The following is a 16,687-nucleotide window of genomic DNA, read 5'->3' on the forward strand; positions in this document are numbered from 1 at the left end:
ACAATAATCAGGAGGATGGTCATGTCATTTATTCCGAATTACTGGGAAGATACCGAGACGCTGCAGATTAACAGGAAAGCAGCTAGAGCTTACTATATCCCATACGCGTCAGCTGCAGACGCGCGCCGCAGAAAGCGGGGGCGTTCCCCGTATTATCAGACGCTGAACGGCCGCTGGAAGTTCAAATATCACACCAGCGTCAGAGCGGTCAAGGAAGATTGTGTAGCCCCTGACCATGACATTAGCCGATGGGATGATCTGGTGGTTCCGTCCTGCTGGCAAGTAAACGGTTATGATCAACTGCATTACACGAACATCAACTATCCCTTTCCGTTTGACCCGCCCTTCGTGCCCAATGATAATCCTGCTGGACTTTATGTCAGGGAGTTCACACTGCCGGATAATTGGAACGGCAAGGAGAAGGTTGCGGTATTTGAAGGAGTCAATTCTTGCTTCTACCTGTGGGTGAACGGACAATTTGTTGGCTACAGCCAAGGAAGCCGGATGCCGGCCGAATTTGATGTATCGCCTTATATCCGTCCTGGTGTGAACCGGATGGCTGTCATGGTGCTGAAATGGTGTGACGGAAGTTATGTGGAGGATCAGGATCTTTGGAGATTCTCTGGTATTTTCCGGGACGTCTACCTGCTTGCCAGGGAGTCCGCTCATATCTCCGATGTATTCAACCGCACGTCTCTGTCCGCAAGCTTCGATAGTGCGGAGCTAAACTGCGAGGTGGAGACAACAGGCAGGCTTGAAGTTGAAGCTGTTCTGCAGGATGCAGACGGTGCGGAGATAGAACGGGCGCAGGCCATGATCGAAGGCCAAGGTACGTTGAAGCTGCATGTGCAGAATCCCGTGCTGTGGAATGCAGAGAACCCGCATTTATACCATTTATACTTGTTCGCAGGTGATGAAGTGCTGCATTTTCCCGTAGGCTTACGCGAAATATCCATTCAGGATGGCGTGTTCACGATCAACGGTCAAGCGGTAAAGCTTAAGGGTGTCAATCGTCATGACTCCCACCCGGAGCTTGGACAAACGATTCCGGTCAATCATATGATCAAAGATTTGCGGCTGATGAAACAGCATAATATCAATACCATTCGAACCTCGCATTACCCGAACGACTCCCGTTTTCTGGAGCTCTGCGACGAATACGGCTTCTATGTGATCGGAGAAGCCGATCTGGAATGTCATGGCGCGCTTCCTGCAGGAGACTTCAACTGGTTCACGCGCAACCCCGAGTGGGAGAAAACTTTTGTCGAGCGGGCAACCCGGATGGTGGAGCGGGATAAGAACCACCCATGTATCATCATTTGGTCCATGGGCAACGAATCCGGTTATGGAGAGAACCATATGGCAATGGCCCGCTGGACCAAAGCAAGGGACGCTTCGCGTCCTATTCACTACGAGGGTTCGGATCCCCGTCACGGCGGCAGCCCGGATACGGAGGTGCTCGACATGGAGAGCCGGATGTATGCCTCCAGCGGGGCGATTGCAGCGTACGCATCCGATCCGGATACGACCAAACCGATGTTTCTGTGTGAATACAGCCATGCCATGGGCAACGGGCCCGGTGATTTGCAGGATTACTGGGATGTGATCAACCGGTATCCGAAGCTGATGGGTGGATGTGTCTGGGAATGGGTGGATCATGGCATCAAGATTATGAAACACGGACGGCCTTATTATGCTTATGGGGGAGATTTCGGCGATCAGCCTAATGACGGCAACTTCTGCATTGACGGTCTGGTTGCCCCCGACCGGAAGCCGCATTCCGGACTGCTGGAACTCAAGCAGGTGATTGCACCCGTTGTATTTGAAGCCAAAGAAATCGGATCGGGGCTTATAGAAATTCACAACCGCTATGATTTCAGGGATCTATCTCATGTGAGAGTTCTGTGGAAATTGGAAAAGGACGGTGAAACGGTAAGTCAAGGTGAAATCAGCGGTTTGTCGGCCGGCCCTCACGGCTCGCAGACAGTCGAAGCTGGTTTCGGGATTCCGGAGGAGCCAGGAAGGTATTTTGTTACTCTGTCGTGCAGGATTGCGAAAGAAACCTGGTGGGCATCACCCGGCCATGAAATTTCCTTCGGCCAGTTTGAACTGCCGGCTCCGCAGCTTGAGCTGTTCCAACCCGAGGCCCGGTCACCTCTCCAGGTGGAGCGCCGGGACGACCGGCTTGTCATCACGGGCTTCGATTTTGAATATGGCTTTAATCTTGGCGCCGGTATGTTTGACAGCCTGGTCAAGAACGGAGTGGAGATGCTGCTTGCGCCGCTTTCTTTTGCGGTATGGCGCGCCCCGGCGGATAATGACCGGTTCGTGAAGCACGAATGGATGCAGGAGGGGTACGAACGGGCTGTAACCCATATTTACCGCGTGGACACGATCCGGCAGGACGGTGAAGCCGTAGAGCTGGAAGCGTTCTTCTCGATGGGAGGCTATTTACGTCCGCCGTTCTTACGGGGAACGTTCCGCTGGAAGGTGGACGCAACAGGAGAGCTTTATCTCCGTACTAACGTAACGACCAGAGACGGTATTCCATTCTTGCCCCGGTTCGGGCTGTGCGCCGTGATGCCGGAAGGGAATGAGGAGATCGAATATTTCGGCAGGGGTCCCCATGAAAGCTACATCGACAAGGGACATAGCACTAAAATAGGAAAATACCTGACTACCGTCGATGAGCAGTTTGTGGATTATATCATGCCGCAGGAGAACGGTTCCCACAATGAAACGGAATGGGTTATTGTCTCGAATGAGCTCGGCATGGGACTGAGATTCCGGAGTGACCGTCCATTCTCCTTCAATGCTTCGCATTATACGCCGGAGGATCTGACCCAAACCTTGCATCAATACGATCTGACCCGCAGGCCGGAGACAATTGTTCATCTGGATTATCAGATGAGCGGCGTAGGCTCCAATTCCTGCGGTCCCGCGCTGCTGGCTCCCTACAGGCTGGATGAGAAGGAGTTCCAGTTTGAGCTGAATATTGCACCGGTGTTCAAAGAAGACGAATAAACCGGGATTAACCGGATTTGCGGAAATAGGCAAGGGGGACCGGATCACGTAGATCCGGTTGCCCTTTTTACGCTTTGGTAAGGCCAGTCGATGCTGTGGAGGGAACGGAATGAAAACGAAAGCTTCACACCCCCGGAACAAAGGCAAACCGCAGGCATTATCAATAGGCCGAAGCATGTACGCCAAGCTGCTGATGTTCTTCACAGTCATTGCGCTGCTTCCGTTGGCCGTAATGGGTTATTTCTCCAATCATAAATCGTCGCAGATCGTGAATTCACAGTTCGGGAGCTACGGAATGAACGCCATTGAGGAGCTTAAGCTCCATTTGGATACCAGCATCGCGCAGATGGACAATATTACGGGCAATCTACTGAATTATTTGATCTCTACACCCATGGTCATCGAAGATGGCGGAACGCTGAACTATAGCCGGTATAAGGAGGAACAGGCGCTCCAGCGCTATCTTATATCTTTTGAAACGGTCAATATTGTAAGTGTTTCGGTTGTGATGCCTTCGGGCAAATTTATCGGAAGCGGCGGACTTGATCAGGCAAGGCTTACGGACTCCTCCTTCTGGCGCCAAGTTTCCGGGAATGGCAGAAGACAAGTTATCATCCACCGGCCGGATTACTATTACAGCTTTGTAAATGACAACATGGTCATCAGCCTGGTTGTGCCGGTCAAGGATCACTTCGGACTCCCGCCAGGCAGCCGGATTCTAATCGATACGAAGGCGGATTCCGTGGTGAATCTGCTTCGGGCGTTTCAGCATAATATGAATGCTCACCTGCAAATACGGGCAGCGGACGGAAGCGTGCTGCTGCAAAGCTCAGAGAAATACAGTAGTCCGGAGGACGATATTGTCTGGTCCGGCGTTATGGAGCGGGAGGGCTGGACTGTCGAGGCCAGAATGCCGCATGCTGAGTTCTATCGCTCCTCGGGCGTGATCCTGAACTATACGCTGATCGTTGCGGGCTGCACGCTGCTCTTCGCCATCGCGATGGCCCATTTCTTCTCGCTTCGGCTTACGCGGCCCATTCAAAAGCTGACCCATTCGATGCGAAGATTCGGACAAGGGGAGCTGTTCATCCAGACCCCGGTGCTCACCAGCGATGAGCTGGGCTATTTAAGCCAATCCTTCAACCGGATGACCGGACAAATCCAGGATCTGGTGCGTGAGATCAGCCGGAGCGAAAAGCTGAAGAGCGAAGCAGAACTGCGGGCGCTTCACTACCAGATCAACCCCCACCTGCTATTTAACACTCTGAACAGCATTCAGTGGAAGGCGAGGCTGGCCGGGCGCCGCGATATTCAGAAAATGATTGAGCATCTGGTTGCCGTCCTGGAGAGCACTTTTGCAGTGACTAAAACACTGGTACCGCTTGAGGAGGAACTGGCTTTAGTGCTTCATTTTATCGAAATCCAGCGGCTCCGGTACGATGATGCCTTTAGTTTCAAGCTGGAGGCCGAGCCGGAGCTGATGTCCTGCCTGGTGCCGCGGATGGTGTTCCAGCCGCTACTGGAGAACATCTTTTTTCACGGCTTTACAGACGGAGCAGGTGAAATTAGGCTGTCACTCGTCTCCGGATCAGGCGAAATTAAGGCGGAGTTAACTGACAACGGGATCGGTATCAAGCCGGAGCATTTGCTCTATGTGAGGAACGGCCAAGTCATTCCGGGCAAGAAAGGAGGACTTGGCATGCGGAATGTCAGAGAGCGCTTTAACATGCATTTTGGCGAAAACTGCGATTTTACGATAGAGTCCGAACGAAACCACGGAAGTAAGGTGATCATACGATGGCCAAAGACTTACGGAGAGATTTACCCCTGAAGGTGCTTATCGTTGATGATGAACAGCTTGTGAGAAAAGGGCTGAGGATGACAGTGGACTGGGGCAGACATGGCATGGCAGTCGTCGGCGATGCACCTAACGGCATCCTAGGCTGGGAGAAGGTGGTCAATCATGAACCCGACATTGTCATTACTGATATCGTGATGCCCGAGATGGACGGAATCGAGCTGGCTCATAAAATTAGACACAGATATCCCCATGTCAAAATCCTGTTTCTGAGCTGTCACCGCGACTTTGCTTACGCACAGCAGGGGATCCAGCTCGGTATCTCCGACTATATTGTAAAAACCAGCATGGGCGACGAGGAAATGGAGCGATGCCTCGATAAAATCCGGCGTGAATGCGAGCTTCATCTGCAGAATCAGTCCTCCATGGCAGCATCTGAGGACGAGATGCAAATTGTGATGGAGTGGCTTCGGGTACAGGATATCTCTGCAGACGAGAGGCTGGTAGCCAAGCTGAATGGAGATTGGAGCTGGATGACCCGAGGCGGCTGCATCTTTCATTTGTATGAAAATGGAAGCGCTAACAATTCCAGTTTTTCGATGTCTGATGACAAACGGAAGGAATACCGCAATGAAGTCCCCTCCCCAATTGGCCCGGAACCGGAGCCAAAAACTTTTCTAAAGATTGGTGAGGCATTTGCATCCGGGTCACCAGGACGTGCGTTCTTACCGTGTCCAGACGGTACTGTGTTACTGGCCTGCCACTGGGCGGAACGGGATACGGCGGAGCATGAACTGCTGCATCTGAAGAGTTCACGTAATCCCGGATTGGGATGGAGACTGGAGGGGCCGGTTGAGGGCGGGGTACGATGGATAGAGGGCGTGCTGCGTCTGTTGCGCCTGCGGGCAATCGAGCGCGAGACCCGTCTGGTTAGCCGCCAGCATAAGGAGGATATTCTCAGCGCCATTGACTATATCAACCACCATCTGCATCTCGATCCCCGAGTCGGCGAAATCGCCGACCGGATCGGTATAAGCCGCAGTTACTTCAGCACCGTATTCAAAGAAGCAACAGGCAGCAGCCTGATTGATTTTCTTTCCCAGAAAAAGCTGGAACGGGCACAGAATCTGCTGGCAATGACAGACTACCGTATGGAGGAAGTTGCGGAGAAGATCGGGATTGGAGACGTCAAATACTTCGCCAAATGGTTTAAGAAAAGTGTCGGATTCGCTCCGGGACAATACCGCCAACAAACAAAAAGACACCAAAATCCAATGAATTGACCTTTCGCCCGTGTAGAAAACGGGCTTTTTTATTACATTCCAATAAAAGTGAACCTTTTTCGAACGGCAGTCGGATTTGAAAACCCTTACATTTCTCTTATGATGGTATCAACCCACTCAAGGAGGTCAAACAATGCATAACAAAAGAGGGAAAATGCTGCTTTCCATGCTTTTTACAGCTTCCATGCTGTTAAGCGCCTGTTCTGGTTCCAACACACAGAGTAATTCCGGATCGGCTGGAACGGATCAAGGGGGAGAGGAGAAGGTGAAGCTTGTCGTCTGGATTTGGGAGCAGGCCAAAGCCGGGATTGATCTAAATATGGACCGGTTCAAGGAAGCTTATCCCAATATCGAAGTTGAGTTCCAAACCATGAAATCCACCGACCTCTATCAGAAGTATTTGGTGTCCTCCAATACAGACGACGCGGTGCCGGATGTGCTGGCGCTCGAATCGACGAATCTATCACAGATGGTGGAGATCAATTCGCTGCTCGACATTACCGAACGTGTGGCTCCATATAAAGATAATATCGTGCCCTACAAATGGAAGGACGCCACCATGGACCACAAAATCTATGCCATGCCATGGGATAGCGGCCCGGTGGTGATGTTCTACAGGAATGACCTGTTTGCTAAGGCCGGTCTGCCGACCGATCCCGATGAGGTCGCTGCCAAACTTAAGACTTGGGACGATTATTATCAAGCCGCCAAGCTGGTGAAGGAGAAGACAGGAGCGTTCATGTACGGCGATTCGAAGACCAATTCCAGCAACCGCGTGTTCGAGTCTATGATGTGGCAGCGCGGATACTGGTATTTTGACGAGAACGGCAAGGTCACAGTTGACAGTCCGGAAGTGAAGGAGATCACGGACTACTTGATCAAGATGCAGCAGGAAGAGCTTGTCTATGACGCCCGCGCCAACTCCGACCCTTGGGGCAATGCCATCGGTGAGGGTAAAATCGCCAGCGTAGTCGGCGGTTCCTGGCATGACGCGATCATCGAAAAGCAGTACTCGCCGCAGGATTCGGGCAAATGGTCAGTTACGACGATGCCGAAATGGTCAGCAGACGATAAATATGGCGGGGCTAACCAAGGCGGGTCCAACATGGCGATAAATAAAAACTCGAAACACCCGGAAGAAGCCTGGAAATTCATCGAATTCATGCTCGGCGATAAGGAGTCTCAGACCAAAATGATGCTGGAAGCGGGGCTATTCCCCTCGTTGAAGACGGTATATTCCGACTCGGCAATGGACAAGCAATTTGATTACTTCAAGGGCCAGCCTATCTTAAAAGTGTATGCCCAATCACTGGAGAGCACCTATCCGCTTGCTTACACCTCCGATTTCCCGATGGCCAACAAGCTGATGACTGACGTGTGGGCAAAGGTGTTCCTGAATGACGCCTCCTCTGGAGATGCGTTAAAGACAATGGCCGATGAACTCCGGCAGAAGACCAAAAGAGAGTAGACAGCAGCAAGGATCAAGGAGGTGAGAATATCTATGGGCAAGACAAGATGGAACAGACAGATCCGTTACGCTCCATATCTGTACATTTCCCCATACTTTATATTATTTGGCATCTTTTCACTGTATCCAATTATTTATTCGTTTTATCTCAGTCTCACGGAATGGAACGGTGCAAGTGACAAGCTATTCATCGGGCTGGACAACTATACGGCGCTGCTGAAGGATCATTACTTTTGGCTGTCGCTGTGGAACAGCTTAGTCATCTTCCTGATGTATGTGCCGCTAATGCTCTTTCTTGGCTTAATCTTTGCCAGTATGCTCAACTCCAAATGGATGGTGGGCAAAGGATTTTTCCGGATGGCTCTGTTTGTGCCGAATTTTGTGTCGGTGGTCGCCGTATCATTCGTATTCGTGCTGCTATTCAATACCCAAGACGGGCTGATCAACACGTTCCTGCTTAACCTCAGTTGGATCAAGTCTCCGCTTCCTTGGCTTGATTCCCCGTGGTGGGCGCGCTTTTCTGTGGCGTTAATGGTGCTGTATCGTTGGCTCGGCTACAATATGCTGCTGTTGCTGACCGGTCTGCAAAGTATTCCGAAGGATTTGTACGAAGCGGCTTATGTCGATGGAGCGACGAAAGTGAAAAGCTTCTTCTTCATTACCATTCCTTTGGTTAAAAAAATGCTGCTATTCTGCACCGTGCTGTCCACAATCGGCACCTTCTCGCTCTTTACCGAGCCGTACATTCTCACCAAAGGCGGTCCGCTAAATTCGACGCTGACGCCGGTGCTGATGCTGTATAACGAAAGCTTTCAGAATTTCAACTTCGGCTACGCCTCGTCAATCGCTGTCTGCTTCTTCATCTTGATGATGAGCATATCGCTGATCCAGATGCGTCTATTCGATGAGAAATAAGGGGGGAGAACCGAATGACGCTTTTGACACAAACGAAAATGAAGTCTGCGGCGAAAAGGGCCAGCCGTTCAGGTGAGAAGGGTCTGACCGCTGGTGCAGCATTTGTCCTGATGGCCGTGGTCTCCCTCATCACGTTGTTTCCGCTGTTCTGGTTATTCAGCTCATCGCTGAAAGATATCAGCCAAATCTTCGTCAATCCGCCGATCTGGCTGCCGACAACGCTGCATTGGGAGAACTTCACTGAATTGTTCGTGAACCGTAAATTTGGAATCATCACCTGGAACAGTCTGCTGCTGTCCACGACCATGACGATTACTGCACTGCTGTTCTGCAGCCTGGCCGGGTTCGCCTTTGCCAAATATCGGTTTCGCGGCAAGGACATTTTGTTCGTCTTCGTGCTCGCTTCGCTAATGATCCCCCATGAAGCAACGATGGTTCCACTGTTTGTCATTTATAAGAACCTGCATCTCATCGACAACATCTGGGGAGTGATCTTACCCGATCTGGCCAATGCTTTTGGCATCTTCTTCATGCGGCAGTACTGCAGTTCCATTCCCGATGAAATGATGGAAGCGGCACGAATCGACGGTTGCAGCGAGATTGGCATGTTCCGCCGGATCATTCTTCCCAACCTGAAATCGGCGTTCGCCGCCCTGGGGATTATCCTGTTCGTCAAGCAGTGGAACAACTTTCTGTGGCCGTCCGTTATTCTGCGCTCGCAGGAGCATATGACGTTGTCCGTGGCGCTCAAGGCGCTGGAGGACAGCAACAATACACCTTATCATCTCATCATGGCCGGCTCGGTTGTAAGCGTGCTGCCGCTGCTTATTATCGTTCTGATTTTTCAGAGACAGCTTATTTCCGGCATGATTGACGGCGCGATTAAAGGATAAACACGAATAGATTAAAGAGCTGGACATTACCTCGTGAATGGGAAGGAGTTACGCAAGCCATGAAATTTGGTGTTGATTATTATCCCGAGCATTGTCCGCCCGACTTGTGGCAGCGGGATGCAGTAATGATGAAGGAGATGGGCATCGAGGTTGTACGGATGGCGGAGTTCTCATGGGCGAAGATGGAGCCGAGTCCCGGCATCTATGATTTCGGCTGGCTGGACGAAGCCATTGAACTGCTGGGAGAGCAGGGGATTACAACCATGCTGGGCACACCGACGGCGGCTCCGCCGGTGTGGATGATGGAGCTTCATCCAGATCTGTACCCCCTGAATGCGGAGGGACAGAGGGTTGGCTTTGGCGGCCGGCATCATGACTGCCAGTCGCATCCACACTACCGGAAGCATATTAAAGAATTTGTGCGGACCATGGCTCTGCGCTACCGGGACAACCCCTATGTTGCCGGCTGGCAAATTGACAATGAGCTGGGTAACAGTCACCGTAATTTGTGCTATTGCGATCACTGCCGGGCAAGGTTCCACCGATGGCTGGAGGAACGGCATGGGACGATCGAAGGCCTGAACGAGGCGTGGGGAACGGTGTTCTGGAGCCAGACCTATACCTCTTTCTCGCAGATTCCCGTTCCACTTGCTACACCTAACAGCCATAATCCATCGCTTCTGCTAGATTGGAAACGATTCTGCTCCAGTCTGGTCGTCGAGTTCCAAAAGTGGCAGGCGGATATACTGCGGGAGGTATGTCCCGGCCATCGTATTACGCATAACTTTATGGGCTTCTTTGACAAGACTGATTATTTCGAGCTGGCGAAGGATCTGGATTTCATCTCCCACGATCAATACCCGATGCTGTTTCTGGAGGAGCGGATCAAGCGCAGCTCGCCCTCCCACCTCGGCATGGCGCTCGATCTTATGAGGGGAACCAAAGGGAAGCCGTTCTGGGTGATGGAGCAGCTCGCCGGACCGACAGGTATGGAAATTCTCGGCTCAACGCCACGGCCGGGGCAGATACGGCTCTGGACCTTTCAATCCGTTGCCCATGGTGCGGATACCATCGTCTATTTCCGGTGGGATACCTGCCTGTTCGGCAGCGAGCAGTACTGGCACGGCATTCTGCCGCACAGCCGTATTCCGGGTCGCCGATACGATGAAATCCGCGACAGCATAGCCGAACTGGCTCCTCATATGGAGGCTTTCCGCGGGGGACTTCCCGAAGCCGAGGTTGGGATTGTGTTCAGCTACGACCAGGAATGGGCGCTGCAAATCCAGCCGCATCATCCCGGCCTGAACTACGTCGCACATCTGCACCGTTATTATAAAGCATTATTTGATCACAATATCCCTGTAGATCTGATTTCCGAAAATGACGATTTCTCAAAGTACAAAGTGCTGATTTTTCCGCTTCTGTTCGTCACCGATTCAGAGCTATGCCGAAGACTATATGAATATACAGAATCGGGCGGGCATGTCCTGCTCGATATGCGGACCGCAGTCAAGGACCGGAATAATGCCGTTATTTCACTGACGCTGCCGGGACAATATTCACAGCTGCTGGGTCTAAGCATCTACGATTATGACTGTCTGCGCCAATTCGGGCAAAGTGTGAGATGGCTGAATGATGAGGGGATTTCCAGGGCAACCCAAACGGAAGATGAAGGCGGGAAGTCTGAAGAGGAAGCGGAGCTGTGGTGCGATGTGATCACAGTGGAAGGCGCAGAGGTACTAGCTGTATACACCAGAGATTTTTATGCCGGGACACCGGCGGTTACCCGCCATGCATACGGCAGGGGACGAGCCTATTATGCCGGCACGGAATTGGGGCCGGAGACGATGGAAAAGCTGGTCTTAGAGATGATTGGCGACGCTGGGGTCTGTGGAATCGCAGCCGCACCGGAAGGCGTCGAGATTACCCGGAGACGGGGAAAGGACGGTACTTATTTCTTTGTCATGAATCATAACCGGACGGTATGCGAATTGGATATTCCAAAGGGATGGAGTCTGGTTTCGGAAGTAAGTGGAATGAACAAGGGTTGCAACCCGAAATTGAAGTCTGAATCCTCCAAGGAATGGCATGAATCCAATCCCATCCTGCTTCAGCCTTTTGATTGTGCATTGTTTCTTGAGATCACCTGATTAACTTGAACTACATCAGCGGCAGTTCATAAAATCTACCTAACAGACGGACACAGCTATATTGCGTCCGTCTGTTAGGTTTTTTTGCAGGCAGATCTATAATGAATACAGAAAGACTATGTATACATCGACAATCATAATATATCATGATATATTATTATGTAAATCACGAATAATAAGAGTCAGGAGATAGTGAAGGTCATGAACGAACCGACGTCTTCTAAGCCGATGTATGAGAAGATCTTTGACGAAGTGAAGGAGAGCATTTTGACTCAAGCCTATAAGCTTGGAGAGCGTGTTCCTTCCGAGAAAGAACTGGCTGATAGCTATAATGTAAGCCGTATTACCAGTAAAAAAGCGCTTGAGCTGCTGGCCGCCGAGCATTTGATCGTCCGTAAGCCGGGCAGGGGCTCGTTTGTGGCCGATCCGGTCGCTGAACTTCAGGAGCTGCCTCCCGGAACAAGTACCGGAATCCCTGCAATCAATGTTGAAGAGAAGACCATCGGGCTGATCATCACCGATTTTGGCAACAGCTACGGTACGGGTCTGATCTATGGCATGGAGCAGGCTTCACGCGATAATGACTGCTTTCTGGTCTTGCGGAGAACCTTCGGTATTCCCGAGAATGAAGAGCAATCCATCCAGAAGCTGCTCAACCTGGGTGTGGATGGACTGATTATCTTCCCGGCGCAGGGCGAATATTTCAACGCGGAAATCCTCAAGCTGGTCATTGGCCGTTTCCCCCTGGTGCTGGTGGACAGACATTTAAAGGGGGTAGCCGCCGCATCGATCAGCACGGATAATCTTCAGGCAGCGCTTGAAGCCACAGAGTATTTGTTTGATTTGGGACATACCCATATATCGTTTCTTTCGCCTCCGCCGGTCGATACCACTGCCGTCGAGGACCGGATTGAAGGCTTCATACAGGCACATGCCCAGCGGGGAATCATGGTGGATAAGGAGCTGTGGGTCAGTGACTTAACCTCGACATTGCCGAAGTTTTTTAACCCGGATAATATTGAACATGATCTCGTGCGCCTGGAATCCCATCTGAAGAGCCACCCTGACATTACTGCACTGTTTGCCATCGAGTACAATATTGCCTTGCTCGCCAAGACAGCGGTGGAACGTCTGGGACTGCGCATCCCCGAGGATATCTCCATTATTTGCTTCGACAGTCCGCCGACACAACTTGGAGGAGGTTATGCCTTCACCCATATGCGCCAGAATGAAGAAGAGATGGGGCGGCTTGCGGTAGAGAATGTGCTGACAATTATGAACGGGCATTCTGTACCGAATAAGGTAATGCTGGAGGCGAAGCTGATCCCCGGCAGCTCGACCGGACCGGCAGTTCGAAAGTAACGGCAACAGATAGCGACGAACCCATTCAATCGGATGGGTTTTTTTATATCCAGATTCTTGAAATGATATATCATTAAGTCTAAAATATTGATTGACATATTATTTGTATACCAATATACTATTTAATGAAAGCGCTTAATAAAAATACAAAAGGGAGGTTATTTCTACTGTACTCTTCAAATGAACTACCCCAATCCATACAACGGCTGGCTGCACAGGTTCGGACAATATTGCAGGACCGCCCAAAACTGGCGGACATGTTCGAACAATGTTTATCGAACACCTGGAATACAACAATAAAACGCAATAAAGACGGAAAGACCTTTGTCATTACTGGTGATATTCCTGCCATGTGGCTGAGGGATTCTGCCGCACAGGTCAGGCCTTTTCTGATCCTTGCCGCTGAAGATGAAGAAATAGCAGACATGATCGAAGGATTGGTTAAGCAGCAATTTGCTTTTATCGAGATTGATCCTTATGCAAACGCTTTTAATCAAGAGGCGGATGGACGGGGGCATCAGGATGATCTCACGGCAATGAACCCCTGGATCTGGGAGAGGAAATACGAAGTAGATTCCTTATGTTATCCGATCCAGCTCAGCTATTTACTGTGGAAGAATACCGGACGGACCAGCCAATTTGATGCTGCTTTTGAAAAAGGGGTCCGGCGGATTATTGAACTGTGGACCACCGAACAGAACCATGAGCGCGATTCCCTCTATACGTTTCAACGCCTACATGGAGCGCCAACGGATACATTGGTCCGTGAAGGCAAAGGCAGCCTGACGGCCTATACAGGAATGACCTGGTCCGGGTTTCGACCAAGCGACGATGCCTGCGAATATGGCTATCTCATCCCGGCCAATATGTTCGCTGTCGTTGTTCTCCGGTATGTGTGTGAAATTGCCGCTGAGGTGCTGAACAGCTCTGAGCTTGCAGCTTCCGCGCAACACCTGCTGGAGCAGATCGAAAGAGGTATCCGGCAACACGGTACTGTGGACCACCCTGAGTTTGGGACTGTGTATGCCTATGAGACAGATGGGCTTGGTAGTGTGAATTTGATGGATGATGCCAATGTTCCCAGCCTGCTCTCCATTCCTTATCTCGGCTACTCTCCAGTTGATGATCCTGTATATATGAATACCCGCAGCTTCATTTTGAGCAAGAGTAATCCCTATTTCTATTCAGGCATAGCCGCAGCAGGCATAGGCAGTCCCCATACCCCAAACCGTTATATCTGGCCAATCGCCTTAGCGGTACAAGGAATGACTTCAGGAGATACAGAGGAACAGCAATCCATTCTTGACCGGCTGGCGCAGTGTGATAACGGTACCGGGTTTATGCATGAAGCTTTTCATGCAGATGATCCCGGCGCGTACACCCGTCCCTGGTTCTCTTGGGCCAATATGATGTTCTGCGAGCTGGTGCTCATGCGCTGCGGAATCGAAGTAAAGCGCAGCTAAATGAACGGCAACAATGACATACCAAATAGTCTGAGGGGGATGAAATCAATGAAGAAATGGTTGATTACAGCACTTACTCTGGTGACGGTCTCTGGCCTGGCCGCCGGGTGTGGCGGTAATTCTGGCAATTCCGGGGATGCCAATGCAGGGAAAAGCGGAACAGAGCAAGGCGGCAAGAGTGCAAAGAAGACAGAGCTTACTTTCTGGGGGGACTGGGGCGGAGAAGGCCAGAAGCAGTTCGAAACGATGGTCGATGCTTTTAACAAATCACAGGATAAGATTCACGTGAAATACGTGCTGCAGCAGGATATGATCACTAAGTTTCTTACTGCGGCCACGAACGGCGGTGCTCCTGACATACTTTTCTGGGACCGCTGGCGGACTTCACTTTATGCGCCCAAAAATGTGCTGCATCCGGTGGATGACTATTTAACACGTGATGGGATCTCCAAAGATGATTTTTACAGCGAATCGCTGAACGAACTTTCTTACGACAATAAATTATACGGTCTGCCGCTTACAGTAGACGCTCGTGCACTATTCTACAATAAGAAGCTGCTGGCCGAAGCCGGGCTTCAGCCGCCGACGACTTGGGATGAGCTTGAAGCGGCGGCTGCGAAGCTGACGAAATGGAACGGAGACAAGCTTGAAGTAGCAGGCTTCTCCATGGCAGACCTGGGATTGTTCAACATGTATCTCCAGCAGGCGGGCGGCACCATGCTGACAGAAGACGGGAAAACTAACTTCAACAATGAGCAGGGTAAGCAGGTGCTCGAATTCTGGGACCGGATGATGAACAAAGATAAAGTGTACAAAGTGGGCTTTGAGCTGGGGCTCGGAGAAGGCCAGGATGCTTTTGTTACCGGAAAAGTCGCTATGCTCTATTCAGGCCCATGGATGCTCAGCACTTACAATAAATACGGCAAAGACCTGGAATACGGCGTTGTTCCTCCGCCAGCAGGCCCTAACGGTGACAAAGGCAGTGTGATGGGCGGCTTCGGCCTGGTTATTCCTGAGGGCTCCAAGCATCACGATGAGGCCTGGGAATTTATCAAATGGTGGACGGCTAACAAAGACAACGCTCTGCTGTGGGCTAAGACCAGCTTGAACCTGCCTGGCTTCAAGCCTTCGATGGAGGACCCGTTCTTCAAGGATGATCCACTGTGGAAACCTTTTATGGAAACCCTGGAATTTGCTAAGGTCCGCCCGTCACATCCCGGCTATTCCGTAATGGAGACGGATGCCTTAGCGCCGAATCTTCAGCTTAACCAGCAGAACAAACTGAGTATTGAGGACACACTTAAGAAGTCTCAGGAGCAGGGAGACCAAATGCTTAAGGATAACGAAGTTGTGAAGTAGCAGTTGTAGCAGCAGGGAGGCGGTGCCTCCCTGCCACTATGGAACCTTGCCGCATAATGAAGGGGGGAGTTGTATGGCTTCCATGAGAAAAGTGGAAAGACATCAGGCGCGGACTGCTTATTTGTTCATCACGCCTACAGTGCTGCTGTTCGTGGTCTTTACAATTATTCCAGTAGTAATGGCCTTATATCTCAGCTTTACCAATTATGATGTGCTTAGCCGAAATGACTGGATCGGGCTTGATAACTACCGGCGGCTGGCTCATGATGATCTGCTGTGGAAAACCTTCCGCAATGTGTTTCTGTATTCGCTGATTTTTGTGCCGCTCAATATTCTAATTTCACTGCTATTGGGACTGCTGCTCAGCCGGGCGTGGCGCGGGGTGAAGCTGTTCCGCACCTTTTATTATCTGCCTACGCTGACTTCAGCTGTCGCGGCAGCAACGGTATGGATCTGGCTGCTGCACCCGGAATTTGGGCTGATTAACGGATTGCTCTCCTACGTTGGGATTACAGGACCGGCCTGGCTGTCCGAGACAAGAACGGCCATGCTCTCAATAGTCCTGCTGACACTCTGGCAGTCCGTCGGCTCTAATATGATTATTTATCTGGCAGGTCTGCAAGGCGTTCCGGATTATCTGTATGAATCGGCCCGGCTGGATGGTGCTAACAAAATGGATTGCTTCCGGTATATCACTTGGCCGCAGTTACGTCCGACTACTTTCCTGGTCAGTACCATGGCGATCATCGGTGCACTGCAGCTGTTTGACCAGGCTTTTGTTCTGACGCAGGGAGGGCCGGCCAATGTCACGAAGACACCGGTCTATCTGATCTACCAGCAAGGCTTTAACCAGCTGCAAATGGGCTATGCTTCTGCGCAGGCATTTGTGCTGGCGATGGCCATCCTGGTCTTTTCACTGATCAATATGCGGATATCCAAAGCGGAAGAGTCAGTCATTTAAACAGGGCTGCC

11 protein-coding genes are annotated in these 16,687 nt (G+C 51.1%); all 11 read left to right on the forward strand.

Annotated features, from left to right (window positions below):
- Positions 1-21: 21 nt before the first annotated feature.
- The 11 genes from MHI45_RS00820 (at position 22) to MHI45_RS00870 (ending at position 16,676) form a co-directional block, all read left to right on the forward strand.
- Complete coding sequence (locus MHI45_RS00820; RefSeq protein ID WP_076112907.1) at positions 22-3,024, forward strand: glycoside hydrolase family 2; 3,003 nt, start codon at positions 22-24, stop codon at positions 3,022-3,024.
- A gap of 109 nt (positions 3,025-3,133) precedes the next feature.
- Positions 3,134-4,855 carry a cache domain-containing sensor histidine kinase gene (locus MHI45_RS00825; RefSeq protein WP_076112906.1) on the forward strand — a complete coding sequence of 574 codons (1,722 nt, stop codon included), beginning with the start codon at positions 3,134-3,136 and terminating at the stop codon, positions 4,853-4,855.
- Positions 4,822-6,105 (forward strand): response regulator transcription factor, encoded by a 1,284-nt coding sequence (locus MHI45_RS00830; protein ID WP_076112905.1) that lies wholly within the window; start codon positions 4,822-4,824, stop codon positions 6,103-6,105. The genes MHI45_RS00825 and MHI45_RS00830 overlap by 34 nt, the downstream gene beginning before the upstream one ends.
- A 133-nt stretch (positions 6,106-6,238) precedes the next feature.
- Positions 6,239-7,573, forward strand: coding sequence for an ABC transporter substrate-binding protein (locus tag MHI45_RS00835; RefSeq protein ID WP_076112904.1), 1,335 nt, complete (start codon positions 6,239-6,241; stop codon positions 7,571-7,573).
- A gap of 33 nt (positions 7,574-7,606) precedes the next feature.
- A complete protein-coding gene (locus MHI45_RS00840) occupies positions 7,607-8,488 on the forward strand; it encodes a carbohydrate ABC transporter permease (RefSeq protein WP_076112903.1) in 882 nt (293 codons plus the stop codon).
- Positions 8,489-8,502: 14 nt separating this feature from the next.
- Complete coding sequence (locus MHI45_RS00845) at positions 8,503-9,381, forward strand: carbohydrate ABC transporter permease (RefSeq protein ID WP_256718209.1); 879 nt, start codon at positions 8,503-8,505, stop codon at positions 9,379-9,381.
- A 59-nt stretch (positions 9,382-9,440) separates the two neighbouring features.
- A complete protein-coding gene (locus MHI45_RS00850; RefSeq protein ID WP_341118820.1) occupies positions 9,441-11,531 on the forward strand; it encodes a beta-galactosidase in 2,091 nt (696 codons plus the stop codon).
- Positions 11,532-11,732: 201 nt separating this feature from the next.
- On the forward strand, positions 11,733-12,893 hold the full coding sequence (locus MHI45_RS00855; RefSeq protein ID WP_076112901.1) for a GntR family transcriptional regulator: 1,161 nt from the start codon (positions 11,733-11,735) through the stop codon (positions 12,891-12,893).
- 125 nt (positions 12,894-13,018) lie between these two features.
- Complete coding sequence (locus MHI45_RS00860; RefSeq protein ID WP_076112900.1) at positions 13,019-14,356, forward strand: glycoside hydrolase family 125 protein; 1,338 nt, start codon at positions 13,019-13,021, stop codon at positions 14,354-14,356.
- Between the two features lie 48 nt (positions 14,357-14,404).
- A complete protein-coding gene (locus tag MHI45_RS00865; protein WP_076112899.1) occupies positions 14,405-15,715 on the forward strand; it encodes an ABC transporter substrate-binding protein in 1,311 nt (436 codons plus the stop codon).
- Positions 15,716-15,788: 73 nt separating this feature from the next.
- A complete protein-coding gene (locus MHI45_RS00870; RefSeq protein ID WP_038592014.1) occupies positions 15,789-16,676 on the forward strand; it encodes a carbohydrate ABC transporter permease in 888 nt (295 codons plus the stop codon).
- Positions 16,677-16,687 lie beyond the last annotated feature (11 nt).

This window comes from Paenibacillus sp. FSL H3-0321 (assembly GCF_038002865.1).
Taxonomy (GTDB): Bacteria; Bacillota; Bacilli; order Paenibacillales; family Paenibacillaceae; genus Paenibacillus_AQ.